Origin of the sequence: Pseudomonas sp. NPDC008258, from assembly GCF_042956345.1 — a bacterium.
Lineage (GTDB): Bacteria > Pseudomonadota > Gammaproteobacteria > Pseudomonadales > Pseudomonadaceae > Aquipseudomonas.
This window is the reverse complement of sequence record NZ_JBIBGE010000046.1, coordinates 12,388-38,456: the sequence shown is the minus strand read 5'-3', so window position 1 is coordinate 38,456 and position 26,069 is coordinate 12,388. Positions and strand designations below refer to the sequence as shown.

The window sequence follows — 26,069 nt, the reverse complement described above, 5'->3', positions numbered from 1 at the left end:
ACAGAATTCCTTTCCGTAGATGGTCGGCGACTGTACAGAACCCAAGCTGCTCCAGGGCCATATTTGAGTTTCTTGGGATTTCAGACAGAGCCTAGATTATTGGTTCTTTGAACGGTCGCTTCTTTCTGACTTGGGCCTGCTCGAAAGTCTGTTGATCGAGAGCCATCGGCAATTCTCAAGTGGAATGGGAGTTCTGTTTTCATGGGGTACCCCTGATTGCACAGGCAGGCTGTTCGATGGTAGCTCCACAGAGGAGAGTGTGTTTGAGCTTCAGCGCCAATCATTCCGCCCACCAAACACGCCGCTGGAACTGCCGCACTTGGTATTCAGCCCGACTCATGAATGGCTTGCCTATGAAAGTGCTTTCGAAGAGTGGGGCGTGTTGGCAATGGACCGCTCCCTGATAAACACTGAATTTGCAGGGTATCTTAATCGTGAATTCATCAGCATCGGGGAAGCGTGGAGGCTCAGCAAGCTGGAGGACTTCAATGGTATGTTGGCTAGGGCCTTCCTCCGCAATTACGCCTGCGTTTGAGGATTGATCAGGAATCTACCGGCATTATTCGCTGGGGAACCAACGCCGTGAGTTGCTCACTTCAAAGGGCTGCTATGGGTCGAAAGCGGCCGGTCGCGATTGACTGTTTTCGACCCGAAGCGGACCTTGCTTGGTGTTGAGGACCTAGGCGAACTGAGTAAGGTCAGCTCGAAAACGGCCTGAGAATAAGCATCAAAAGGGACTGAACCGAGCATCGATACCTGCCTGTTTGGCCTGCGCGATCAGGCTTTCGACGGAATCTTGCTCAACTATGCAGCCCACATAATCCGCACCGCCCGTGTCTACATGCACAAAGCGCTTTCCGAACCCAGCCAGCCATTGATCGAAGTCGACCAGCACCTGCGCCATTGTGGGCATCCCCTCCAGTGGGTAGGCATAGACCTGTTCAATACCGCTAGCTGAAACCAGTTTCGGTGCCAGGTACTCGAAATCATCGAAGCCGCGCACGTCTACAGCCATGAGCACAAGATGATCGAGTGACTGACCTTTCTCCGCGTCCAAAAGGCCACTGACCAGCGCGGTGGCTGGCTCCTCACCCAGGTTGTAAAAGCGCGATACCCTTCTGACGAGACGCGCGCGTTCTTTTTCAGGCAGGCGTGCCAATAGGGCATGAGTGAACATTTTAAGCTGCGCACCGAATGGATGAAGCTCACGCATTATCGCGGCGTCGCTCAATCGTGGTTCATCGGGTGGAGGCTGTGTGAAGCGGCCACCAAACAATCGATCGAATAGGCCCATCGCCGTTTATTCTCCTTTGAGGGTGGGGTAGCTGTAGTGAAGGTTAACCCAGCGGTTCGACGACTCAAGCCATGCCGAAGTGTCGCAGCGATCGCCCCATGGCTATCACTGATAACGGCGTGGCGAGGGCGTTTGAAAGATGATAATTTAGATTAATTCTCATTTACAGCCCGCTATCATGGATCGACCGCGATTAACCTCTTCCGACGACATTGGTGAACTGTATGCGGGTCACCACCACTGGTTGGTGACTTGGCTGCGTCGTCGCCTGCAATGTCCGCATCAGGCCTCGGATTTCGCCCAGGACACGTTTTACCGCGTACTCACCGCCGGGCGATATGAGCCTCCTCGTGAGCCACGCGCGTTCCTTGCCACGATTGCGCGGCGGATCTTGATCGACAATGGCCGCCGCGTGCGATTGGAGCAGGCTTACCGGGAAGAGCTTGCAGGCAATGTCGAGCATATGGATCAGGCGTTTTCTCCTGAACAGATCCTACAGGCCATCGAGCTTCTCGAACGTATCGACCAAGCCTTGTCACGCATGAAGCCCAGAATTCGTGAAACGTTCATCCTCCGCCATCTTGAAGGCTTTTCTCAGGATGACATCGCACGCCACCACGGCATCTCGGTGAGAACCGTACAGGCCGACCTGGTCGAAGCCATGCTGGCTTGCGACGCCGTCATGGAGATGAGCGGTGCCTGAAATGACTCCCGACACGGTCCTGCGCGAGGCAGCCAACTGGCTGGTGTTGCTCGACAACCAGAACGACGCGCAACTACAGGCGCAGTTTCAAGCCTGGCTGAGCGCTGCCCCTGAGCATGCGGCAGCGGTCGCCCGCTTGCAGGGGCGCCTGAGTTCACTGCAACAACTGCCCCGCAACGCTGCCGGAAAAGCCCTTCGCCAAGCACCGCGAGCGCCCCTGGCAGGCAAAGTGCGAACCTTGGCCTTGGCAATTGCACTGGTGCCTGCGGCGTGGATCACCACAGCCTGTTGGCATCAGGGGTATCTGCTGGCGGACCTGAGTACATCTGGCGGAGATTGGCTCGACCGCCGACTGGACGACGACAGCCAGATCCATCTGGACGGTGGCTCGGCGGTGAACGTGCACTTCGACGCAGGTGAACGGAGAATCGAGCTGCTGCGTGGCGAAGTGCTGGTCGACGTGGCCAAGGATCCTCGCCCGTTCCTGGTAGTCACTGCGCATGGCAGCGTGCGGGCGCTTGGCACGCGCTTCACGGTGGAACGGCAAAGCGATTCGACGCAAGTGACCATGATTGAATCCACCACCGCCATCAACAGTGCCGGGCAATCATTGAACCTCACCGCCAACCAGCGCGTGCGCCTTGACGCAAAGGGCCCTGGCAAAGTCGAACACGTACAGGCTGACGCCGTCGAACAGGCTTGGCGCAAGCACCAGTTGCTGGCTGAAGATCAGCCGCTGAGCGATGTGCTGACGCGCTTGTCGCGGCACTACCCAGGTCTGCTGTGGGTCGATCATGATCCCCTTGCAGGCATGCAAGTGACGGTCATGCTGCCGCTGGATGATCCACAACAGGCACTGCGACTGTTGCAACGCACCTTGCCGATCCAGGTCAGCCAATACACCCCTTGGGTCACCCGTGTAACCCTGAAGCCCACTGCGGGTGAGAGATAATTTCAATAATCATTTCGTGTTTTCGTATTTCGTCCGTCCTCCCATGGCCAACACCATCAGGAGTAACGAAAACATGAACTCGCCGATTCGAGCGCTGCCCCGTTCTGCCCCGCGCAGCCTCTACCTGGCCGTGCGTCTGGCCCTATGCACGCTAACACTGGCACTACCTGCAAGCGCACTGGCCGAGCAAAGCGTGCAGCGCTATGACATCGCGGCCGGACCGTTGAGCGAAGTGCTCAGTCGTTATGCGCAGGCCAGTGGGGCCCCCATTTCCTTCCAGACACAACAGGTTTATGGATTGACCAGCCCCGGTGTGCGCGGCAGCTTCACCACTGAAGGCGGTTTTGCCCAGGCGTTGCAAGGCTCCGGGCTGATAGCGCTGCTTACGGAAGATGGTTACCAGCTCCAGCAGGCCGCACCCGTCTCTGGTGCGCTCGACCTGAGCGCGATTACCATTTCCGGCAAGGCGCCCGGTTCGATCACCGAAGGCACCGGTTCGTATACCACGCAGTCATCAAGTAGCTCTACGCGCCTGAACATACCGATCAAGGAAACGCCTCAATCCATTTCAGTGATCACCCAACAACGCATGCAGGACCAGCGCCTGACCAATCTCACTGATGCGCTTGAGGCTACCTCGGGAATCACCGTGATTCGTGAGGGCCTGGGTGCCGACACCGACAGCTATTACTCTCGCGGCTTTGCCATCAACAACTACGAGATCGACGGTGTACCCACCTCCTCGCGGCTGGACAACTACACCCAGAACACCGCGATGTATGACCGCATCGAGGTCGTTCGCGGTGCGACCGGTCTGATCAGCGGCATGGGTGAGCCCTCGGCGACGATCAACCTGATCCGCAAGCGCCCGACCTACGACCCGCAGTTCTCGATCTTGGGCGATGCCGGCAGTTGGGACCGCTACGGCACCACGATCGACGTGTCCGGCCCACTCACCAAAACCGGCAACGTCCGTGGCCGCCTGGTGCTGGATTACAACAACGAGCGCGCCTGGATTGATCGTTTCAAGCAAGACAGCAACCTGGTCTACGGCATCACCGAGTTCGACTTGACCGAGAACACCTTGCTGACGGCAGGCTTCAGTTACCTGACCGTGCACACCAACCAACCGCCGCGCAGTGGGTTCCCATTGAAATTCAGCGACGGTAGCAGCACCGACCTGAAGCGCGCCTTCAATACCGCCGCCGACTGGAACTACTACGATCACGAGCAGACCACCTTCTTCACCTCGCTCGAACACACCTTCGACAATGGTTGGAGCGGCAAGGTCGAGTACAGTCATAACGAGAACAAGTACGACTCTGAGATCGTCTACCTGGCTGGCGACATCGACCGCACCACTGGGCTTGGCGCCTATGTGATGCCGAACAAGTTCAAAGGCCACCCCAAGCAGGATGCTGTCGACGCTTACTTCACCGGCCCTTTTCAATTGCTGGGGCGTGAACATGAGTTGATCACTGGTGTCACGCTGTCACAGATCCACAACGTCAATGCCCCGGATTACGGCGGCTGGATTCGCCCGGGTGGTGATTATGATGGCACCATCGGCAGCATCTACGAGTGGAATGGGAAAGTCGCAAAGCCGAACTTCACCCAGTACGGCGAACAGGATTTCAAGGAAAACCAGTACGCGGCCTACCTGACCTCGCGATTTCATGTCACCGACGACTTGACCATGATCCTGGGCGGTCGGGTTATCGACTGGAAGCAGTCGGATGAAACCAGCTACTTCGACGGCAGCTACTACAACAAGGTATCGCGTAAAGAAAGCGGCGTTTTCATACCCTACGGTGGCGTCGTCTACGACATCAACGATATCTGGGCGGTGTACGCCAGCTACACGAAGATCTTCAACCCGCAGTCGGTGCAGACGGTTACCGGGTCGTACCTGGAACCTCTTGAAGGTACCGGTTACGAGGCAGGCGTGAAGGCCGCGTTCAACGACGGAAAACTCAACGCCAGCCTGGCGCTGTTCAAGCTCGAACAGGACAACCTGGCCGTGGCGGACGGTTCCAACCTCACGCCTGCTGGCTGGCAAGCCTACGTGGGCGAAGAAGGCACTACCACCAAAGGCGTCGAGCTGGAAGTCAACGGCGAGCTGGCCGAGAACTGGCAAGTGGCGGGTGGCTATACCTACAGTGTGAGTACCGATTCGGACAACGAGCGCATCGCCACCCAGATCCCCCGCAACAGTTTCAAGGTCTTCACCTCGTATCGTTTGTCCGGCCCGCTGGACAAGCTGACGATAGGTGGCGGCGTGAACTGGCAGAGCAAGACCGGGTTCGATCTTAGCTACTACGAGCAACCGAGTTACGCTGTCACCAACCTGATGGCGCGCTACGACATCAACAAGAACCTGTCTGCCGCGTTGAACTTGAATAACGTATTCGACAAGGAGTACTACAGCACGACCAGTGCCGGAGTGTATGGCGCGCCTCGCAACCTGACGGCGACCCTCAAGTACACCTACTGAAGCAGAAGATGCCGGGCCGTTTCCACCTCGTCCGGCACACTCGCTTTCTCAGGCGTACAGAGGGGCACTGATTTGGAGGTTGAGCACCGGCGTGTCCAATAAGCTGCCGGCAGGTTCTTCAGGTAAATCGGTACACCGTTACTCAACTGTTTTTTCGCGCCATGCCTGCAACTTTTCTGTCCATCGCGCGTCACATCGGGCAAGCAGAGCATCCGAATTTCCGCTCCAAGCGCCCTTCAAGAATGAAGCACATGAGGTACTTCCGTTACCTCAGCACAGAGGACCCAGCATCATGAAAGTAGCCCGGATTGCTACGTTGCGCCCAGGAGTACCCGTCGATTCACTTGCCAGCATGATGGGCAAGAAATGGTTGCCCCCTGACGGCTACGGCCGAGTTCCAGGTACCTTTTCAAGAGGGTTTGGCATTCAGGTGGATGCTGCCGGCAGGCTCGGCAAAGTGAGCTTCTACAGGACCTTCCCGGCAACGGTGATGATCGAAGGCTTACACATCGGCATGCCGTTGGCCGATGCCCTGGCGGCACGTCCCGGTCTGCGTCTGTTACCGCCTACACCCGAACTCGGCCAACAGTCCGAGTACAGCGATAGAACGGGCGAAGGGTTCGTGCTGCTGGCACGCGTCAGCAATCAGAAGGTTGGCGCCCTGGAAATCCACCAGCCGGGTGCCATTTACCCTGAGCCTGAAAAGTTGTTGGCAGACCCTCACCTGAAAACTGCCTATGACTTGCTACGAGCCCCACAATACCTGCTGCCCAAGAGCGGTCGCGGCGAGCACTGGTCAGGTGGCTGGAGCCTTGGCCTCCCTCCAGGCATCACCCAGCGCCAGTGGCCGTTGAGCGAAAGTCTCGGCTACCCGTTACGCCATGCATTCACGCTATACCTGCCCCGCGAATACCGCACTCAAGGGGAAGATTACGTTGCACTCAGCGTGTTCGTGGATGACCAGTACGAAGAGTTACCCTCCAGCTCCGCGATCGAAGCGTATTTCGCCAGCGAACTGTTGGACCAGCCTCCAGGCGATGGAGCACTGATACCCTTTTGGCAACACCGACAGGCACGCCATCCGATGCGGTTCGACATGACCGACATCCTGGGCACCCAGTATGCGGGCATATGGCTGACCCAGGCTGAGTTCGAGGGCGATATCTGCCCTGTACCCACACTGGAAGGCAACCCGTTGCTGGGCAAGCCGCCGGGCTGGCTCCACCTGAGCTACGCCGAGTACCTGTTCGACAACAAAGTTCGCAACCCTGCCACCCCTGCCTTCGGCTGGCTACCAGGCAGTGGACCGGCAGCGGGTATCGATACCGCGTTCGCGATCCGTGCGCAGGTACGCGAAGGTGATCCAAACGTGGGCAAGCCACCACGAGAAAGGGAAGACGATTGCAAAGATAGCGGCTACGTTCCTGCCTTCAGCGGTGAGCAAAGTGAGGGGCTTGGGCTGGTGCAGCTAGGTGGGCGCAATCATCTGGGCGGCACGATGTTCCCCGTACAGAGCTACCCAGCGTTCGGCCCCTTTTACCTTGAGTTCGAGGAGCACTTTGGGGGCTTCAATTTCGGTAGCGGCAATGCGCAACTGGATTTGACGAAGATGGAAATGGATTGGGCGTGTGGCTGACAGGTCAGGCTGGGCGTTGGCCGATATCGCAATATGAGAGACGATCAACCCGCCTGGCCTGAACACGAAGGTGCCTGAGAAACTTCATTTCCTCGACTCGATCCCCATCCTGTTCGCCTCGCAGCGTGATGATCGATGAACACCTGAGCGCTGTAAGGCCGGGAAATCAGACACGGTTGGCCGTTTTCGACCCAGGCTGTGTGAAAACGCCTGCGATTGTCTAACCTATTGATCATCGAGATCGTGGCGGGGACGATCTTCTCCAAAGAGGGCCACTTGGGGAAATGCTTTCGCAGGCAACCTGGTTGGGACACGTCGACGCGCAAAATCTCTTCTTGGTAAGCGCCAAGATCACACCACAAAATCGCGGCATCAATCGGGTGGTAAGAGCTTCTGATTGAAGTCATGGCACACAGCCTCCCGCTGCGTTCGTCCTAGAATCGCTGGCGGGGGCGATGGTATGGGGCCTCTTTCGAGCGAGCCGGGTTCCGAAATCATTTTCGGATCCAACTTTGGTGACCACGCATGCCAGTTTTGGTTCTTTGGCTCGAGATGAACCGCGACAGATCTTGTCGCTAGCAGCCACTACAACCGTACTCTGTGATCACAGTCACACTGAAGCTTTCGCTAACCCATGGGCAGCAGGCAAGCATCCCGGGGAATCACACCATTGCGAGTAACAGGTGGGTTATCTACTATATTTTTCATCGGGGGCGATGTGCTCGCCATCCCACATAAATTTTCGGAAAATTTCAACCCCGCCACTCAAGGAAGCTCCGAACAAGTTGCCTTGAGCACGCAATGAGCAGCGTTTTTACGCAGCCAGACCAATTCTTCGGCCCTCAATCGGCTCATAATAGGGTTTTAGTCTGCCTCTTGCGCGCTACAGGTGCTTCTCTCTTGCGGTGGACAATAATGCCGCGCACCACCTATAAACTCGACAGCACAAACCGCGTGGTCAGTTGCGCCGCGTTCTTGGCCAAGCCCTGAAAGCGAGTCTTTACATAGCCAAATTGATATTTGAAAACCTGAAATTGATGCCCCACTTTCGCCCTCACTTGCGCCGTGGTCTTTTCGATCTTGCGCTTAGATTTGCAGAGCGCGCTACGTTTGCCCAACGTTGGTAAGCATTGCGTCGCGCAGCGATCTGCTAGATCACTGATCTGTACCTTGTGCTCTGGTCTTTTCTCAACGCCGGTTTAGCCCGCATCAGCATAGGTGACGTTCTCTGAGTCATGCGGCAGCTGTACTACTTCCGTTACGTAGGCCACGTTCGCGGCGGTGTCATGATGTACCAGTCCCGATTCGGCATCCGCGCCGGTGTGGGCCTTCATGCCGAAATAGTACTGGTTGCCTTTCTTCGTCTGATGCATTTCTGGATCGCGCTTGCCTTCCTTGTTCTTGGTCGAACTGGGTGCATGGATGATCGTGGCATCGACAATCGTACCCAGTTGTAGGCCAAGCGGCCTGTGCTGACTTGATCGCAAATTCCCTGGTCGCCCAGCAGGGTGCTCAACGGTATCTCATTGCCTCGAACAGCGTAGTGTCGTCATGTGAGGCGGTTGCGTATTTTTGTCAGTTGGCTCGCTGTCGAACTTGTTCGATAAAGTTCAGGCATCGCTGGATCAGTGGGCTCACGTCACCTGCGCGCCGGCTCAGGATGATGGGGCTGACAGCGCTGGTGTCAGCCAGCTTTACGTAGTTGATGTCAGTCCGATGTTGCTGCTGCACCGATGAGGGTACCAGAGCGACCCCAACGCCAGCGGCGACCAAGCCTATCGCTGTTTGCAACTCGTTCGCCCATTGGTTCACCTTCAGGCCCATGCCGTGGTGTGCGAACAGCGCCAACACATGGTCTGCGTAGCTCGGCCTGGGGCTGGAGGGGTAAAGGTTGAATGGCTCCTGTGCAAGCTGGTCCAGCCTCACTGGTTTCCCAGCCAGAGGATGGCCATGGGGCAGTACCGCGACAAGCGGGTCCTCCAGCAGAGTCATCTGAAAAATGGCGGGTTCTTCGATGCGCAGTCGACAGAATGCGATGTCGATCCTGCCGCTCTTGAGCGCATCAATCTGTTCGAGCGTGGTCATCTCGCTCAGTCCGAGTTCTAGCTCGGCGTTCTGTCGCAGTTCTCGGATAAGCTCCGGCAGGACGGCGTACAGCGTGGAGGGTGCAAAACCTATCCCAAGCCATTGCTTATGCCCTTGGTCAAGGCGGCGTGTGCTCTCGCTGATGCTGTCCAGCTGTTCGAGCAGTGTGCAAGTCTGTTCGTAGAAAAAGCGCCCGGCTTTGGTCAGGCGCAGAGGCCGCTCGCGATGGATCAGCAGCGTACGTAGCTCCGCTTCAAGCTGGGCTATTTGCCGACTGAGCGGCGTTTGGGCGATGTGCAGAAGCTCGGCGGCGCGGGTGAAATTGAGCGTTTCTGCTACGACCTTGAAATAGCGAAGGTGACGAAGCTCCATCAGACCTCCGAGGTATGGTTGCAGATTTATTTGATATTGGACGCTTTCGGGGGGGGCGCGTAATGCTTGAATTATCAAGTAAATATTAGCCTCGATCATCCTTTTGATCAGGCCATTCCCGGACCAGATGACAGATGTCTAACGCCATAATCGAACAGATTGATGCAGTGATTGTCGACCTTCCCACCATCCGTCCGCACAAGCTAGCGATGCACACCATGCAGCAGCAGACCTTGGTGGTATTGCGCATTCGCTGCAGCGATGGCGTGGAAGGTATCGGCGAAGCCACCACCATTGGCGGCCTAGCTTATGGCTACGAAAGCCCCGAGGGCATCAAGGCCAACATCGACGCACACCTAGCCCCGGCGCTGGTCGGGCTGGCGGCAGACAACATCAATGCTGCCATGCTCAAGCTGGACCAGCTGGCCAAGGGCAACACCTTTGCCAAGTCGGGTATCGAAAGTGCCTTGCTCGACGCCCAGGGCAAGCGCCTGGGCTTGCCGGTCAGCGAACTGCTGGGTGGGCGCGTGCGTGACAGCCTGGAAGTGGCCTGGACCCTGGCCAGTGGCGACACCGCCCGCGACATCGCCGAAGCTCTGCACATGCTGGAAATTCGCCGGCACCGGGTGTTCAAGCTGAAGATCGGCGCCAACCCGGTGGAGCAGGACCTCAAGCACGTGGTGGCGATCAAGCGCGAACTTGGCGACAGTGCCAGCGTGCGTGTCGACGTCAATCAGTACTGGGACGAGTCCCAGGCCTTGCACGCCTGCCAGGTGCTCGGCGACAACGGCATCGACCTGATCGAACAACCGATCTCGCGCATCAACCGCGGCGGCCAGGTGCGCCTGAACAAGCGCAGCCCGGCACCGATCATGGCCGATGAGTCGATCGAGAGTGTTGAAGACGCCTTCAGCCTGGCCGCCGACGGCGCCGCCAGCATCTTCGCCCTGAAAATTGCCAAGAACGGCGGCCCGCGTGCGGTGCTGCGCACCGCGCAAATCGCCGAGGCCGCCGGTATCGCCCTGTACGGCGGCACCATGCTCGAAGGCTCGATCGGCACCCTGGCCTCGGCACATGCCTTTCTCACTTTGCGCCAGTTGACCTGGGGCACCGAGCTGTTTGGGCCTCTGCTGCTCACCGAGGAAATTGTCAACGAGCCGCCTCAGTACCGTGACTTCCAGCTGCACATTCCACGTATCCCAGGCCTGGGCCTGACCCTGGACGAACAGCGCCTGGCGCGCTTCGCCCGTCGCTGATTGCATAGCAAGCAAGGAGATCAAGCATGCTGTTCCACGTGAAGATGACCGTGAAGCTTCCCGTCGACATGGACCCGGCCAAAGCCGCCAAGCTCAAGGCCGATGAAAAGGAACTGGCTCAGCGTCTGCAGCGCGAGGGCACCTGGCGTCACCTGTGGCGTATTGCAGGGCACTACGCCAATTACAGCGTATTTGACGTAGCCAGTGTCGAGGCGCTGCACGACACGCTGATGCAATTGCCCCTGTTCCCCTACATGGAAATAGAAGTCGATGGTCTGTGCCGCCATCCTTCATCGATTCACAGCGACGACCGCTGATCAGGATTCAGCGCCCCAAATACCTGATAACAACAATTCGAGGTAAGCGTCATGACCGTGAAGATCTCTCAAACTGCCGAGATCCAGGCATTTTTCACCAAGGTGGCCGGCCTGGATCATGCAGAAGGCAATCCGCGCTTCAAGCAGATCATCCTGCGCATGTTGCAAGATACCGCACGCCTGATCGAAGAACTGGAGATCACTGAGGACGAGTTCTGGCACGCTGTCGACTACATGAACCGCCTGGGTGGCCGTAACGAAGCCGGCCTGTTGGTCGCAGGCCTGGGCATCGAGCATTTCATCGACCTGTTGCAAGAGGCCAGGGATGCCGAGGCCGGCTTGAGTGGCGGCACCCCGCGGACTATCGAAGGCCCGCTTTACGTGGCCGGTGCACCGATCGCGCAGGGCGAGACCCGCATGGATGACGGTACCGATCCGGGTGTGGTGATGTTCCTCCAGGGACAGGTGTTCGATGCACAGGGCAAGCCGCTGGCCGGTGCCACGGTCGACCTCTGGCACGCCAACACCAATGGCACCTACTCGTATTTCGACTCGACCCAGTCCGCGTACAACCTGCGCCGCCGTATCATTACCGATGCCGAAGGCCGCTACCGCGCACGCTCCATCGTACCGTCAGGGTATGGCTGCGATCCGCAAGGCCCTACCCAGGAATGCCTGAACCTGCTGGGTCGCCACGGCCAGCGTCCGGCGCATGTGCACTTCTTCATTTCGGCGCCAGGTCACCGCCACCTGACCACTCAGATCAACTTTGCCGGTGACAAGTACCTGTGGGATGACTTTGCCTATGCCACCCGTGACGGGCTGATCGGCGACCTGCGGTTTGTCGAGGATGCTGCTGGCGCACGTGACCGTGGGGTGCAGGGTGAGCGCTTTGCCGAGCTGGCGTTCGATTTCCACCTGCAGGCCGCCCGGGCACCAGAGGCCGAAGCCCGCAGCCACCGCCCGCGGGCGCTGCAGGATGCCTGATTCACGCGCCTGGATTTAACCATATCGATCCAGGACGCGACGCCCTTGTCGTGGGTATTTGATGATGAGGGCGCTTGTACCGCTTTGCCGTTACACCGGTCACATCATCGGCTTGCCATGCGTTGCGTCAGGCTCGCTGTCCGGTAGTTGCCATCCCGTGATTCCAATAACAATAAAGGTCCTTGGTCATGCATACCCTCTCTGTGCATTCTCTCGCCTGTTGCTGACAGGTCACTGCCTTGTAAATCCCCTTTCAGGCTGTCCTCTCAGGAATTCGTGCGCATGAATGACTTCACTCAAGAGCAACACGTTCAACAACAGCAAAAACGTTACATCTACGAATGGTACGTGGTCACGCTGTGCATGGTGGCGTACATCTTCTCGTTCGTTGACCGGCAGATCCTGGCGCTGATGATCGAGCCGATCAAAGCCGACCTGCAGTTGAGCGACACCCAGTTCAGCTTGCTGCATGGTCTGGCGTTTTCGCTGTTCTACGCCTTCATGGGCATGCCCATTGCCTACCTGGCCGACCGCTTCTCGCGCCCGCGCATCATTGCCGTCGGGATAGTTTTCTGGAGCATCGCCACGGCAGCCTGTGGGCTGAGCAAGAACTTCCTGCAGATGTTCCTGGCAAGGATTGGTGTCGGGGTAGGTGAAGCGGCCTTGTCGCCTTCGGCCTACTCGATGTTCAGTGACCTGTTCCCCAAGGAAAAGCTCGGCCGCGCCGTGGGCATCTACTCGATCGGCTCGTTCGTCGGTGGCGGTATCGCATTTCTGGTCGGTGGCTACGTCATTGCGATGCTCAAGGACGCGCAGACCATCGAGGTCGTGGTGCTTGGCGCGATGAAGGCCTGGCAGCTGGCGTTCTTCATCGTCGGTCTTCCGGGGGTGATCGTCGGTGTGCTGGTCTGGTTGACCGTGCGCAACCCCGAGCGCAAGGGCGCGCAACTCGATGCCGACGGCAAGGTTCGCCAGGTCAGGCTGACCGATGGCCTGCGTTTCATCGGTCGCCATCGTGCAACGTTCAGTTGTCACTATCTGGGCTTCTCCTTCTACGCCATGGCGCTGTATTGCATGATGAGCTGGACGCCGGCGCTGTACATCCGCAAGTTTGGCATGAGCCCTGAACAGGCAGGCTTCATGCTCGGAACCATCCTGCTGCTGGCCAACACCACCGGCGTGGTGTTCGGTGGCTGGCTGACCGATCACCTGGCCAAGCGCGGGCACAGCGATGCGGCGATGCGCACCGGGGTCATTGGCGCACTGGGCATGATCGTGCCGGCCGCGCTGTACTCGCAGGTCGATCAGTTGTGGCTCTCGGTGACGCTGTTGGTGCCGGCGATGTTCTTTGCCTCGTTCCCCATGCCAGCCTCCACGGCAGCGATGCAGATACTCTCACCCAATCAGGTGCGCGCTCAGGTCTCGGCGGTATTCCTGCTGATCAGCAACCTGCTTGCACTGGGCCTGGGCACGACGCTGGTGGCGCTGATCACCGACCATTATTTCGGCATGCCGGCGGCGGTCGGTTCGTCGATGTCGATTGTCAGCTTTGGAGCCTCGTTGCTGGCTATCGTGCTGCTGATCAAAGGCTGCAAGTGCTTCAGGGACAGCATGCGGCGCGAACATCCCGCCGAGGTCTGAAATGCTGGCGGACATTCAGCTGCTGGAGCGCTTTGCGTTGTTCCACTCACAGGATGTGGCAGAGATGCAGGTGCAGTTGTCCCGCTATCTCTGCCCACATCGATTGCGCGTTCTGGCGGACGCGCCGCCGCAGTTGCAGGTCGGCGGCCTGGAGTTCGCCGGCGTGCGCCTGTTGCATTTGCACTACGATGCGCCCGTGGAGGTCAGCCTGGAAGGCGCGGGCGCACAGTATCTGTTTCGCACCACCTTGCAAGGGCAGTGCGAAGTCAGCCAGGGCCATGCCCGCGCTGCAATAGGGGCAGGGGGGCTGAGTATCAGCTCACCCTTTTCCAGCAGCCGTATCGTCACCGGAGGCGCCTGTCGGACAGCGGTGCTGAGCATGCCGCGTGAAATCCTCGAGCTGCATTTGCAGCGTCTGCTGGGGCGAAGCCTCGATCTGCCCCTGACCTTCGAGGTCCCGCTCGGCGCAGAGCATCCTGGTGTGCATGCATTGGGCCTCGCGCTGGACTATCTGTGCCGGCTGCATGCCGTGGGCCTGAGTCTGGAACCTATGCGTCAAGGATTCGCGGAGCACCTGGTGCAGCTGTTGCTGACCCAGTTGCCGCACAACTACTCGATTGTGTTGCAGCAGCCGCACGAAACGCCCTTGCCAGGCCATGTGCGCAAGGCGCGAGACCATATCGAGGCGCACCTGGATCAGCCGCTGGCGCTGTCCACCTTGTGCGCGCTCAGCGGCGTGTCGGTGCGGACCTTGCAGAATGGCTTTCGTCAGTTTCTGGGGCAGACACCGATCAATTACATCCGTGATCGGCGCTTGCTGGCAGTGCAGCGGGCACTGCAGCGCGGTGAAGGTAGCGTGACCGATGTGCTGCTGCGTTTCGGCATCAACAGCCCCGGGCATTTCACCCGGCAGTACCGCCAGCGTTTCGGTTGCCGGCCATCCGATACGCTCAAGCGTTGATCGGCTGACGGCGCTGGTGCAGCGGCTACCTGACGAACAGAAGGTAGGGAATATTTTTCAATCCGACCGGTCGGATATATAATCTTGCCGAACTCGGGTGTATCACCCGTGTGCCGGGGTTTCGGTGCAGTACCGAAACCTGGATTCTCCCGCCAGCGCAGCTCGCGCAATACGAGGTCTTCATGCAACACCACCTTGTGGGATACATCATCGTCGCCCTGTTGGTACTCAGCGGATTCGCCATTCATTGTTTCGATTGGGATAGCTGGCTCGAGGATGATTCGTCTAGGTAAGCCTTTTTCGTACCACTCCACTGGTTGCGTGTTGACCAGGCTTCGACGTGAGAATGCAATGAATAGCCGAATTCTGACCGGTATCACCACTACCGGCACCCCGCACCTGGGCAACTACGCCGGTGCTCTGCAACCTGCCATCGCCGCCAGCCGCGATCCCCAGGCTGAGGCGTTTTTCTTCCTTGCCGATCTGCATGCGCTGATCAAGTGCGAAGATCCCCGACGGATCCAGCGCTCGCGTCTGGAAATCACCGCAACGTGGTTGGCCTGCGGGCTGGATCCAAGCAAGACGGTGTTCTATCGCCAGTCAGACATTCCGGAAATCCCCCAGCTGAACTGGCTGCTGAGCTGTGTGACGGCAAAAGGTCTGCTGAACCGGGCGCACGCTTATAAAGCCGTGGTGTCGCGCAACGGCGAAGAAGGCGCTGATCCGGACGCCGGTGTCTCCATGGGGCTCTACAGTTATCCGGTGCTCATGGCTGCGGATATCCTGTTGTTCAACGCGCATGTGGTGCCGGTCGGTCGCGACCAGGTACAACATGTCGAGATGGCTCGTGACATCGCTCAGCGTTTCAACCACGTCTTCGGTAATGGACAGGAGCCCTTCGTGCTTCCCCAGGCACGCATTCGGGAGGATGTGGAACTGCTCCCGGGGCTTGATGGCCGCAAGATGTCGAAGAGTTACGACAACACCATCCCGCTCTTTCTTGGCAGCCGTGAGCTCAAGGATGCAGTCAATCGGATCGTCACCGACTCCAAAGCGCCAGGCGAGGCCAAGGATCCGGATCAGGCGCATCTGTTCAGCCTGTACCAGGCATTCGCGTCGGCTGAGGACAGCCGCCAGTTGCACGGCGACCTGTTGGCCGGGCTCGGCTGGGGCGAGGCGAAGAACCGCCTCTATCTGCTGCTGGAGCAGACGCTGAGTGACAAGCGTGAGCGCTATCATGCCTTGATGGCCAGGCCGGACGATCTGGAGGATATCGTGCTGGCGGGCGCCACCAAAGCCCGCAAGGTTGCCACCCCTGTCCTTGAAAGTCTGCGCGAAGCTGTTGGCTTGCGTACTTTTGCCGGTATCTCGTCTGCAAAGGTCGATAGGCGAAGCTCGACAAGGCGTGAGCGCGGTTCGCGCCTGGTAACGTTCAAGGATGAAAGCGGAGAGTTCCGTTTTCGTCTGCTGGATGCCAAGGGTGCCACGGTGCTGTTGTCACGCAGTTTTGCCGATGGCGTTACTGCCGGCACGTTCGGACAACGTCTGCTCGAGATCCGCTATCCCGACCTGCGTACCTATGGCCAGATGGTGTCGCTGTGGCTGGACGGCGAGGCGCTGGCACACAGCGATGTGGTGCTCGACACAGTTGCCGAAGAAGCCAGGTTCAGGGCTGCACTGGACGACTTGAGCTGAAGCTCACGGGGAAATTGAAGCGCCAAGTGGCAGGAGCCTCCTGCCATTCCCGCCACTTGTGTCGGCACCCGGTCTACTTACTGTCCTGTTGCGACGTGGCCGATATCGGATAGCTCGGTCTTGCGAGTCTGCTTAGGATCGAAGCAGGCGCAACACAGAATGAAAAATAGCTTGAGCCTGCTCGTTGAGCTAAACGACCGCGCCCGTTTCGAGTGTATGGCACTTGCTCACTGGCCTGAATATTCATGGATCCGAAGCTGCTCCATCTGCATGCGGGCCCTGATGCAGGGCGCATCGCTTCAGTTCAAAGGAGAGTCAAGATGTATCAAAAATACAAGACCGCTCAAAAGCATTTCTGGCATCCCATGGGGCCGTCTGCACCGGTAGCACAGAAAGACACCTTGATTATCTGCCGTGGTGATGGAAACTACGTCTACGATGCCGATGACAACAAATTGCTCGATGGTTTTGGCGGTCTGTGGAACGTCAACGTTGGCCACAACCGGACCGAGGTCAAGCAGGCGATCAACCGGCAGATGGATGAGCTGGCCTATTACCAGACATTCGATGGTATTGCCCACCCGCGGGTCTACGATCTGGCGGATCGTCTGATCGGCATGTTTGCCCAGGAAGACATGAGCCGCGTCCTGTTCAGCTCCGGCGGCTCTGACGCTGTCGAGACTGCGCTGAAAATGGCCCGTCAGTACTGGGTGGCGGCAGGTGAGCCGAACCGTACCCGCTTCCTCTCGCTGAAGAATGGTTACCACGGTGTGCACGTCGGCGGCACCTCGGTTGGGGGCATCAGTGCCTACCATTTCAACCATGGCCCGATGCTTTCGGGATGCCACTTGCTGGACTCGCCATGGCTGTACCGCAACCCTTGGGATTGCCGCGACCCGGCGGCGCTGACCAACCTGTGCATCCGCCAGCTCGAAGAGCAGATCGCCTTCCTCGGTCCCCAGACCATCGCGGCTTTCATCGCTGAGCCAGTACAAGGTGCCGGTGGAGTGATCGTGCCGACGCCTGATTACTGGAAGCGTGTACGGGAGGTCTGTGATCGTCACGGTATCCTGTTGATCGCCGACGAGGTGGTCACCGGTTTTGGTCGTAGTGGCTCGCTACTCGGCAGCCGCGGTTGGGGTGTCGCCCCGGACATCCTGTGCCTGGCCAAGGCGATCAGTGCAGGTTACATCCCGCTGGGCGCAACGGTATTCAATCGGCGTGTGGCTGAAACCATCGAGCAGGCGCGCGGCTTTGCCAACGTCGTTATGCACGGTTACACCTACAGTGGACATCCCACTGCCTGTGCGGCCGCACTGGCGGTGCTGGATATCGTCGAGCGCGAAAACCTGCCAGAAAATGCAGGGTGTGTAGGTCGCGAGTTGCTGCACAAGTTGCAGTCGCTCAGTGACCAGTTCGAGCTGGTCGGTGAGGTGCGCGGCAAGGGCTTGATGATTGCCCTGGACCTGGTGAGCGACAAGCGTACCCGTCAACCAGTCGATCCAATGTCGGGTATATCGGCACGTATCGCGGACTTGACCCGGATCAACGGTGTGCTGGTGCGACCGGTCGGGCCGAAGATAGTCATTTCGCCGCCCCTGACCATCAATGTCAGCGAGGCCAACATGATAGCCGAGGCGCTGCACACGGCCTTGAGCGATTACCGCTGATCGAGTCGGGCAGCCTGCGCATTGTTGCGCACGCTGTCCTGGTTGAATCCGTCATGAGCAAACGGCGCTTTTGAGGGTGATCTACATGCTGGCGCAATGCTTGGTGTTCTATGATGTGGCGCAGCATGCAGAAGCATTGCAGGGCTGGCGGCAGACCTACGATCAGCTTGGCCGTGGCCGGGTCTGCACCCGGCTCGCGCAGTTGAGCACGCCCCATGTGCAGGTTTTTCGTGAGGCTATCAATATCAGGGTGGCTCAGTGCGGCAGTGCGCCATCTGGGCGCTTCAGCCTCGCATTGAGCCTTGCTTCGGCGGGCCAAAGCGTCAGTCTTCTGCGCGGTCGCCAGGAGTTTTTCGTCCAGACCTGCACCGACTCGGACTTGATTGTCGTCTCGGTGGACGAGCAGTATCTGCAACTGCTCAGTTCGCAGGGGAGCAGTTTGTGCTCGCGTGCTTGTGGTGCCTCGAGCCTCAATCTGCCCCCGGAGTATCAGGCAGTACTGGGGCGTCAGCTCAATGCCCTGATCCAATCGGGCAATTGCGGTATGGCGCTCACGGAAAAACACGCCGAGGAGCAAGCGCTGGAATGCATCCTGGAAGTGCTCGAACGTGCTGTTGAACATACTCGAGAGCGCGGCATTGATCATGCAGTCAGCAGCTACCTGGTAAGGCGTAGCCAGGAGCTTGCGCTTGACTGCCAGCAAGCACCTTTGACAGTGCTCGACATTTGTCGTCATCTACGCGTCAGTCGCAGGACTTTGCAGCGCAGTTTCCAGCAGGTGGCCGGCGTACGCCCGGTAGAGTATCTGCGCGCGATACGCCTGAATGCCGTGCGTCGGCGTTTGCAGCAAACCGCCCCCACAGAACTGAGCGTCGCACACGCTGCGGTTGATCAGGGATTCTTCCATCTTGGCCATTTTGCCAGCTACTACAAGGCACTGTTTGGCGAGTGCCCCTCTCATACGCGCCGTGCCGCCTGAGCGCGGCAGGATCAGGCGCGCACGCCGTTGAGCAGCAGGTCGGCGCCTGTCTCTTCCATGCCAAGTGAAAATGTCGTCGATTCCAAGTTGTCACACTACCTCCCCTGAGGCGGCCTTGCCTGGGCGGCTGTCGATCATGACAATGCCCCATCGGAAAGTGCCACTGTGCCTGAGGCCTGGGCACACAGGACCAATATAAGATCAATCGGATTTCAATAATTTCATGGGTAGAAAAAGAGTCATCGACCGGGATCGACTGCTTGAAGCTGCATACCGGGTCATCTCCGACCAAGGTGCGACGGGGTTGTCTTTTGACGCCATTGCCAAGGAGGCGGGCGTCAGCAAAGGCGGAGTGCTGTACGCGTTCAGCAGCAAGGAGGAATTGATCGAAGCCATGCTCAGCAAGGCGCAGGCAGCCTACAGCGCGGCCATCGAGGCGGTGATTGGCGACCCTCAAGCCGGTCTGCTCGACAAGGCACGTGTGCATGTCGATGCGACCGCTGCCGAAGATCTTGCCAGTGCTACCCGGGTGATTGCCCTGCTTGCCGCGTTGGCCAATGCGCCGGCCTACCAACAGCGGCTCAAGGACTGGTACCTACAGGTTTTCGCTGTGCACGATTTGTCCGGTGACATCGAACGGCGTGCACGGCTGGCGATGTTCGCCGCCGAAGGCGCTTTCATGCTGCGCGGGTATGGCCTGGTGACTTTCGACGAGCAGCAGTGGCTCGACTTTTTCAACGACATCCATGAACTGCTGCTGCCGGTGAAATAGCCAAGGCCGGACGTCACGGTTGCAGGTAACGCACAGGGTCGATATAGTTTGAATTCAAACTATATTCACCAGGTGCGCTATGCTACGCATTGTTTCCCGGGCCCCATGCAGTCATGGGGTGAGTTCATGAAACTGTCTGTAGTGGCGCCGGTTACCCCGGGGGAACTGCTGTTTTCCGCCAAGGTGTTCGCCAGCGCGATGCTGGCGATGTACGTTGCCAACAGCTGTGGCTTGCCGCGCCCGTTCTGGGCAATGCTGACGTGCTACATCATTGCCAATCCTCTGGCCGGAGCCGTGCGTTCGAAGGCCTTCTACCGCATCCTGGGTACCTTGCTCGGTTGCCTGGCGGCAATGCTGATCGTGCCCTCGCTCATCAACAGCCCGCTGCTGCTGACCCTGGCCCTGGCCGCCTGGCTGGGGATATGCCTGTACCTCTCTGTGCTGGACCGTACGCCGCGGTCCTATATCTTCATGCTCGCGGGCTACACCATTGCGTTGATCAGCTTCCCGGTGGTCGAACACCAGGAACTGCTGTTCGACACCGCTGTGGCGCGGGTGGAAGAAATCTGCATCGGCATCTGCTGCGCCACACTCGTGCACAGTCTGCTGTTGCCTCGCAGTGTTGCGCCAGGCATCAAGGGGCTGCTCGATCGATGCATGGCCGATGCCGGGCAGTGGATGCAGCATGCGCTTGCCGGTGATGCCGATAGTGCCCAGGCAGGTCGTGACCGGCACAAGGTTGCAGCCGACCTGACTCAGTTGCGTCTGGTCGCCGCGCACCTGCCATTCGACACCAGCCATCTGCGCCAGACAGTGGCGTTGCTCGGTAGCTTGCAGGCGAGGCTTGCCAACATGCTGCCATTGTTCATGGCGGTTGAAGATGCCCTGCGCGCACTGCAGGCAGGCGCACAGCTGAGCGCTGACGTGCAGGGCGCATTGGCGCAGGCATCGGCCTGGCTGCGGTCACCGGCTGACGATGCCGGTTTTCAGAAGGTGCTCGAGGCCCTTGAGCGACTGGCCGAGAAGGGGGCCGGGGAGTGGGGCTGGTCCGACGCATTGCAGGTGATGCTGGCAGTGCGCTTGAGCGCGTTACTGACAGAGTGGCAGGCATGTCGGCGCCTGCGCGCACTGATCGAACACAGCCAGGACGGAAGCGCCGAGTCTCCATCGAATGCTCTGCTCGAGCGTCACCCATTGCACCGTGATCATGGCCTCGCAGCCTTGTCCGGGCTGACGGCAGCTGTGGCGGTCTGTGCCTGCAGTGCTTTGTGGATTGTCACTGCGTGGCAGGACGGCTGGGCGGCGCCGATGATGACGGCGATGTTCTGCAGCTTCTTTGCCACGCTGGACGATCCTGCGCCGGTGATCCGCCGGTTCCTGCGCTACTGGTTGTATTTCCTGCCCGCTGCGGCCCTGTATGTGCTGGTGCTCATGCCGCTGGTACAGGACTTTGGCATGCTGGTGCTGATTTGCGCGCCGGCGTTCCTGTGGTGTGGCGTCTGCCTGTCTCGTCCGCCGCAGGCATTGCTGGCGATGGCCATGTTGTTCAGCGTGGGCGGCACGTTGGCGCTTCATGATACCGACACGGCCAACATGGCTGCATTTGCCAACTCGATGATCGCGCAATTCGTGGGGGTTCTGGCGGCGGTACTGGTCACGCGGTTGTTGCGTTCACTGAATGCGAGCTGGTCTGTCTGGCGCATCGAGCTGGCTGCCTGGAAGGAGCTGGCTGCGATGGCCAGTGCCCGTGGTCGGGTTGCCTTTTCCCAGACGTTCACCGTGCGCATGCTCGATCGGGTAGGGCTGGTCGCGCAGCGGGTAGCTCTGGCATCCGGGCGCGCCGGCGATCTGCTCATCGATCTGCGCGTGGGACACGAGATCGCGGCGTTGCAGCAGGTGCGAGGGCAACTGCCCGAGCCGCTGGTTACCTCGATTTTCGACGGCCTCCAGCAGTTTTTTCTGCAAATGCGTCACGGCCCAGCTGAACCGTCGCAGGCATTGCGGCTGAACATCGAGCGTTTGCTGCAGCATCTGAGCAGCGGATACGGCCATTACGGCGGACGACTGGCCGCTATCGCCGCACTGGCCGGCTTGCGTCGAGCGCTGTTTGCCGATGTTGCCGGGTTCTCAAGCCCCCTGAACACGGAGTTGCGCGATGATCGGTGATACCAGTCTGTTCGGCTTGTACCTGCACAGCCTGGTGCTGCTGGCAATCGCAGCCTGGCTTGTGCTGTGCGGTGTGCGCCGGGGATTGATGATGGCAGGCGCTTATCGCTGGATCTGGCACCCGGCGCTGTTCGATATGGCCGTGTACGTGATGCTGCTGTTCGGGCTCGTGCGCCTTTCTTACTTCCTGCAGCTTTGATGGCGAGCTTCTCTTGATGAATGACCAGGCAAGACCTACCCGCAGTTCACGCACCGGCTGGATACTTAAAAGAGCGATTACAGGCCTGGCCGTAATGGGTGCCGGCTGGGCGGCGCTGCAAGTGTGGGATCACTATGCACGGGCGCCCTGGACGCGCGATGGCCGGGTCCGCGCCGATGTCGTCCAGATCGCCCCGGACGTCTCCGGTCTGATTGCTTCGATCAAGGTGGAGGACAATCAGAACGTACAGGCCGGAACACTGCTGTTCGAAGTGGACCCTGCGCGCTATGCCCTGGCGTTGAAGGATGCTCAGACAGAAATGCGTGCAGCGCGCATCGCCTACGAACAAGCCCGGCGCGAAGACCTGCGTAACAGCGGCCTGGGCGAACTGCTCGCTGCCGAAGCCCGCGAGCAGTCGCGCATGCGCCGTGAGCAGGCCGAGTCTGCTTTGGGGCGCGCCCAGGTGGTAGTGGACAAGGCCGAGCTCGATCTGCAGCGCGCGCAAGTAAGGGCGCCGATGAATGCACGGGTCACCAATCTCGATCTGCGCAAGGGGGCATACGTCACCTCCGGGCGCCCTGCAATGGCGCTGATCGATACTGACTCGCTGTACGTCGAGGGTTACTTCGAGGAAACCAAACTGCCGCGGGTGCACATCGGCGATCGGGTGCGGGTTTTGCCGATGTGGGGCGGCGAACTGGGTGGGGAGGTCGAGAGTATCGCCGGCGCCATTGCCGATCGGGACCGCAGCACCAGCGCCAATCTTCTCTCCAGCGTGACCCCGAGCTTCAACTGGGTACGCCTGGCGCAACGGATTCCCGTGCGGGTGAAACTCGATGCCTTGGCGCCGCAAGAGCGCCTGGTCGCGGGGCAGACGGTCACGGTTGAAGTCATCGAGTCACGCGATGCGCGTCCTGCAGTAACGTCGTCAGCGGGAGCTCAGCACTGATGGGGGGTACCGTGAGGGCGTGCCAGTGGGCGTATTGCGTCTTGCCACTGATGGTGGTGGGTGGTTGTACGCATCCGGTCGGACCTGACTATGTAGCGCCTCAACCGCTGGCCGCCTCGGCGCAGGGTGATGCCAAGGTGCTCGAACAGAAGCTGGCGCATCCACAGCTGTATGCTGACGCCTCACCTTCAGGGCAGTGGTGGCGTCTGTACCAGGATGCGCAACTGAATGACTTGATCGGGCAAGCGCTCGGTCGCAATACCACGCTTCTGGAAGCACTTGGCAATCTGCAAAGGGTGCGTGCAGTCGAGGAGGAGGTGACAGGACAGCGCCGTGCGCTGGCGACAGTAAGCGCTGGGCCGTCCTACGGGCATGCTTCGGGGCTTTCCCGTCTGCAGCCTGGCAGTGTGCCTGCCAATGCCTGGCTGTACAGCACGGGTGCGGCAGTATCTTACCAGCTCGACATGTTCGGCAAGCTCGAGCGTGCCAGTGAGGCCGCTGCGGCCGACAGCGATGCTGCGGCCGCAGCCATGGATGTGGTACGCATCAGCGTCGCCGCCGCTACGGCGCAAGCCTATGCCGATGTCTGTTCTGGCGGCATGGAACTCAATGCGGCGCGCGAGTCGTTGCAGGTTCAGCAGCAGGCACGCCGGGTCACCGAGCAGCTGCAGCGTGCCGGCCATGCCGGTAGCGTCGACAGTATCCGCGCCCAGGCCCAGGAGCGTCAGCTGGCAGCAGCCATTGCACCCCTGCAGGCGCAGCGCCAGGCAGCGCTTTACCGACTGGCAGCATTGATCGGAACAGTGCCGAGCGGTGTGCCCAGCGCTGTGACTTATTGTGACCAGCCACCGGTTCTCGAGACGGCGATACCCGTGGGCGATGGCGTCGAGCTGCTCAAGCGTCGTCCGGATGTGCGCCAGGCGGAGCGCTCGCTGGCGGCCAGCAGCGCACGCATCGGGGTTGCCGTGGCCGAGCTCTATCCTGACGTCTCGCTGGGCGTGTCTGCAGCGTCGGCAGGGCGGATGGGTGGGTTTGCCCGTGGCGACACGTTCTCCTGGGGTATCGGCCCTCTGATCACCTGGGGCTTGCCGAACAATGGCGTGGTCAGGGCCAGGGTCAAACAGGCCGAAGCAGGCGCGCAGGCGGCCATGGCCAGGTTCGATAGCGTGGTGCTGGAGGCGTTGCGTGAAACCGAGACGGCACTGAACGCGCTGGCCATGGAAATGCAACACCACCGCGAGCTGCTCGCCGCGCGAGATGCCAGTGCGTCCGTCGCCCGACAGGTGCGCTTGCTGTATCGTAACGGCAAGACCAACTATCTCGATGCCCTGGATGCCGAGCGCGCGCTGGCCTCGAGCGAGTCTGCACTGGCGCGCTCCAGCGCTCAGCTGTCCCGTGACCAGGTGGCGTTGTTCCTGGCGCTGGGGGGCGGTTGGAGTGATGAAAACGAACCTGCACGGTAATTCTCATGGCGCTTAGCGGCGAAGATCTACAAGAAGGCTTTGGCTACCATCTGTTGCAACTGGCGCGCCGCTGGCGCCGCTTCGACGAGCAGGAGATGACCCGGCATGGTTATACCGATGTCTCATGGGTGCCAATGCTGCACCTGTATGGCGCGGGCGCGATCATGCAGAAGGAGCTGGCCTTGCGCTGTGGTGTAGACACTTCCAGCCTTGTGCGCCTGCTCACCCCCTTGAGCGCAAAAGGGCTGTTGAGCCGTCGTCAGCATCCCGATGACCGTCGCGCCTGGCTGCTTGAGCTTACCCCGCAAGGGCAGCAGGAAGCGGCGCATATTGCTGGCATCGTCGCCCGTGCTGAAACAGCAATGCTGGAGGGGCTGCCCGATGAACTGGTGATTGCCCTGAAACAGTCGGCGGCGCTGATCAACCGCAATCTGGAGCGTCTGGAGGCTGACGAAGCGCGCTAGGGTGCAGTGGATGGCCTGTTATTTGCCTTGAAAACTACCCGGGGTCTTTTTTACAGAAGGGGTAGGGCATGTTCGCCCAGTGCCAACGCTTCAATGACGTCAATGTGCACGCCGGCGCGATCGTCGGCTGGCAGCAGATTTATGACCAGATGAGCGCAGGTAGTGCCCATACCGAACTCGTACACCTCACGGCAGAGCGGTTCCAGGTGTTTCGCGAAGTGCTCGACAAGCGTGTCGTTCAGCACGGTGCTGCGCCGAAGGGCCGGCTGTGTCTGGCAATGCCGGTCGGAGGCAGCAGCGCCAACGTGTTTCAGGGCGCGAGCATTGGTGGTGCTGATGTCACCGTTCTACACAGCGGTCAGGAGTTCTTCGTCCACTCCACCGAAGGCATGGACCTCTTGGCTGTCAGTGTCGATGCGGCGCGTCTGGGGCTGCTGGCTGAACGTGAATTCACGGCGCCGGAGCTGCGCAAGCTGAACCGCTGTACCCGCCTGAACGTCAGTCCACAGTTTCTATGCGGCATCCGCAAGCAGCTGCAGTCGATCGTCAGTGCGGTCGTTCAGGGGGATGAGCTGCTGGAAAGCCAGATTGAGGATTTGTTGCTCGAGTGCACGCTGGTACTTCTGGAGCAGGTCTGTGAGCCGGACAGCAGGCGTTCGGGTAATGTTGCCGTGAGCGCCTATCTGGTACGTCAGGCGCATCAGATGGCCATGGAGTTTCTCGATGAGCCGCTGTCGATCCTGCAGATATGCGACCATCTCGATGTAAGCCGCAGCACGCTTCAGCGCAGCTTCCTGAGCGTGACCGGCTTGCGCCCGGTCGAGTACCTGCGCCTGGTCAGGCTCAATGCTGTGCGCCAACGTCTGCAGCAGACCCGCGCAGATGAGTTCACCATCGCGCGGGTTGCCTATGATTTGGGGTTCTCCCACTTGGGGCACTTCTCGGGGGCCTACCGACACCTGTTCGATGAAGCGCCATCTCATACCCACAGGGCGCAGTAGCTGGGCTTGAAGG

Annotated in this window: 22 protein-coding genes and 1 pseudogene; 20 read left to right on the top strand and 3 right to left on the bottom strand. The window is 59.6% G+C overall.

The annotated features are described in order from the left end of the window. The first annotated feature begins 259 nt into the window (after positions 1–259). A complete protein-coding gene (locus ACFY9W_RS26555) occupies positions 260–535 on the top strand; it encodes a hypothetical protein (protein WP_391137034.1) in 276 nt (91 codons plus the stop codon). Positions 536–727: 192 nt separating this feature from the next. Here the strand turns inward: ACFY9W_RS26555 and ACFY9W_RS26550 are convergent, their stop codons facing one another. Then, complete coding sequence (locus tag ACFY9W_RS26550; protein ID WP_391137031.1) at positions 728–1,294, bottom strand: hypothetical protein; 567 nt, start codon at positions 1,292–1,294, stop codon at positions 728–730. A 178-nt stretch (positions 1,295–1,472) separates the two neighbouring features. Between ACFY9W_RS26550 and ACFY9W_RS26545 the strand changes: the two genes are divergently transcribed. The 4 genes from ACFY9W_RS26545 to ACFY9W_RS26530 all read left to right on the top strand — a co-directional run bounded on the left by ACFY9W_RS26545 (position 1,473) and on the right by ACFY9W_RS26530 (position 7,079). Beyond that, a complete protein-coding gene (locus ACFY9W_RS26545; RefSeq protein ID WP_391137028.1) occupies positions 1,473–1,997 on the top strand; it encodes a sigma-70 family RNA polymerase sigma factor in 525 nt (174 codons plus the stop codon). Position 1,998: 1 nt separating this feature from the next. After that, positions 1,999–2,949, top strand: a complete 951-nt coding sequence (locus ACFY9W_RS26540) for a FecR domain-containing protein (RefSeq protein WP_391137025.1) — start codon at positions 1,999–2,001, stop codon at positions 2,947–2,949. Between the two features lie 73 nt (positions 2,950–3,022). Continuing rightward, positions 3,023–5,443 (top strand): TonB-dependent siderophore receptor, encoded by a 2,421-nt coding sequence (locus ACFY9W_RS26535; protein WP_391137022.1) that lies wholly within the window; start codon positions 3,023–3,025, stop codon positions 5,441–5,443. Between the two features lie 292 nt (positions 5,444–5,735). Further along, a complete protein-coding gene (locus ACFY9W_RS26530; RefSeq protein ID WP_391137019.1) occupies positions 5,736–7,079 on the top strand; it encodes a hypothetical protein in 1,344 nt (447 codons plus the stop codon). Between the two features lie 929 nt (positions 7,080–8,008). Here the strand turns inward: ACFY9W_RS26530 and ACFY9W_RS26525 are convergent. Both ACFY9W_RS26525 and ACFY9W_RS26520 read right to left on the bottom strand, forming a co-directional pair. Next, positions 8,009–8,548 (bottom strand): annotated as a pseudogene (locus ACFY9W_RS26525) (IS5 family transposase); the annotation flags it as partial. 106 nt (positions 8,549–8,654) lie between these two features. Then, a complete protein-coding gene (locus ACFY9W_RS26520; protein ID WP_391137016.1) occupies positions 8,655–9,536 on the bottom strand; it encodes a LysR substrate-binding domain-containing protein in 882 nt (293 codons plus the stop codon). A gap of 134 nt (positions 9,537–9,670) precedes the next feature. Here ACFY9W_RS26520 and ACFY9W_RS26515 point away from each other — a divergent pair, with 134 nt between their 5' ends. From ACFY9W_RS26515 to ACFY9W_RS26445, 15 genes are all read left to right on the top strand, one after another. Then, a complete protein-coding gene (locus tag ACFY9W_RS26515; protein ID WP_391137014.1) occupies positions 9,671–10,792 on the top strand; it encodes a muconate/chloromuconate family cycloisomerase in 1,122 nt (373 codons plus the stop codon). A 26-nt stretch (positions 10,793–10,818) separates the two neighbouring features. Then, positions 10,819–11,109, top strand: a complete 291-nt coding sequence (gene catC, locus ACFY9W_RS26510; RefSeq protein ID WP_391137011.1) for a muconolactone Delta-isomerase — start codon at positions 10,819–10,821, stop codon at positions 11,107–11,109. Positions 11,110–11,160: 51 nt separating this feature from the next. After that, positions 11,161–12,096, top strand: a complete 936-nt coding sequence (gene catA, locus ACFY9W_RS26505) for a catechol 1,2-dioxygenase (RefSeq protein ID WP_391137008.1) — start codon at positions 11,161–11,163, stop codon at positions 12,094–12,096. 282 nt (positions 12,097–12,378) lie between these two features. Then, positions 12,379–13,737, top strand: coding sequence for an MFS transporter (locus ACFY9W_RS26500; RefSeq protein ID WP_391137005.1), 1,359 nt, complete (start codon positions 12,379–12,381; stop codon positions 13,735–13,737). 1 nt (position 13,738) lies between these two features. Continuing rightward, positions 13,739–14,698, top strand: coding sequence for a helix-turn-helix domain-containing protein (locus ACFY9W_RS26495; protein ID WP_391137003.1), 960 nt, complete (start codon positions 13,739–13,741; stop codon positions 14,696–14,698). A 351-nt stretch (positions 14,699–15,049) separates the two neighbouring features. Beyond that, positions 15,050–16,393 (top strand): tryptophan--tRNA ligase, encoded by a 1,344-nt coding sequence (locus tag ACFY9W_RS26490; RefSeq protein ID WP_391137000.1) that lies wholly within the window; start codon positions 15,050–15,052, stop codon positions 16,391–16,393. Positions 16,394–16,713: 320 nt separating this feature from the next. Beyond that, on the top strand, positions 16,714–18,063 hold the full coding sequence (locus tag ACFY9W_RS26485) for an aminotransferase class III-fold pyridoxal phosphate-dependent enzyme (protein WP_391136997.1): 1,350 nt from the start codon (positions 16,714–16,716) through the stop codon (positions 18,061–18,063). 85 nt (positions 18,064–18,148) lie between these two features. Beyond that, entirely contained in the window at positions 18,149–19,042 is an 894-nt protein-coding gene (locus ACFY9W_RS26480) for a helix-turn-helix domain-containing protein (RefSeq protein ID WP_391137040.1), read from the top strand. 223 nt (positions 19,043–19,265) lie between these two features. Next, positions 19,266–19,814 carry a TetR family transcriptional regulator gene (locus tag ACFY9W_RS26475; protein WP_391136994.1) on the top strand — a complete coding sequence of 183 codons (549 nt, stop codon included), beginning with the start codon at positions 19,266–19,268 and terminating at the stop codon, positions 19,812–19,814. Between the two features lie 126 nt (positions 19,815–19,940). Then, positions 19,941–21,980, top strand: a complete 2,040-nt coding sequence (locus tag ACFY9W_RS26470) for an FUSC family protein (RefSeq protein ID WP_391136991.1) — start codon at positions 19,941–19,943, stop codon at positions 21,978–21,980. Next, positions 21,970–22,179, top strand: a complete 210-nt coding sequence (locus ACFY9W_RS26465; protein WP_391136988.1) for a DUF1656 domain-containing protein — start codon at positions 21,970–21,972, stop codon at positions 22,177–22,179. Before ACFY9W_RS26470 ends, ACFY9W_RS26465 begins: the two co-directional genes overlap by 11 nt. A gap of 94 nt (positions 22,180–22,273) precedes the next feature. Beyond that, a complete protein-coding gene (locus ACFY9W_RS26460; RefSeq protein WP_391136985.1) occupies positions 22,274–23,128 on the top strand; it encodes an HlyD family efflux transporter periplasmic adaptor subunit in 855 nt (284 codons plus the stop codon). After that, entirely contained in the window at positions 23,128–24,591 is a 1,464-nt protein-coding gene (locus ACFY9W_RS26455; protein ID WP_391136982.1) for an efflux transporter outer membrane subunit, read from the top strand. Before ACFY9W_RS26460 ends, ACFY9W_RS26455 begins: the two co-directional genes overlap by 1 nt. Positions 24,592–24,596: 5 nt before the next feature. Further along, on the top strand, positions 24,597–25,055 hold the full coding sequence (locus ACFY9W_RS26450; protein WP_391136979.1) for a MarR family transcriptional regulator: 459 nt from the start codon (positions 24,597–24,599) through the stop codon (positions 25,053–25,055). Positions 25,056–25,123: 68 nt separating this feature from the next. Further along, complete coding sequence (locus ACFY9W_RS26445; protein WP_391136976.1) at positions 25,124–26,056, top strand: helix-turn-helix domain-containing protein; 933 nt, start codon at positions 25,124–25,126, stop codon at positions 26,054–26,056. Positions 26,057–26,069: the final 13 nt, after the last annotated feature.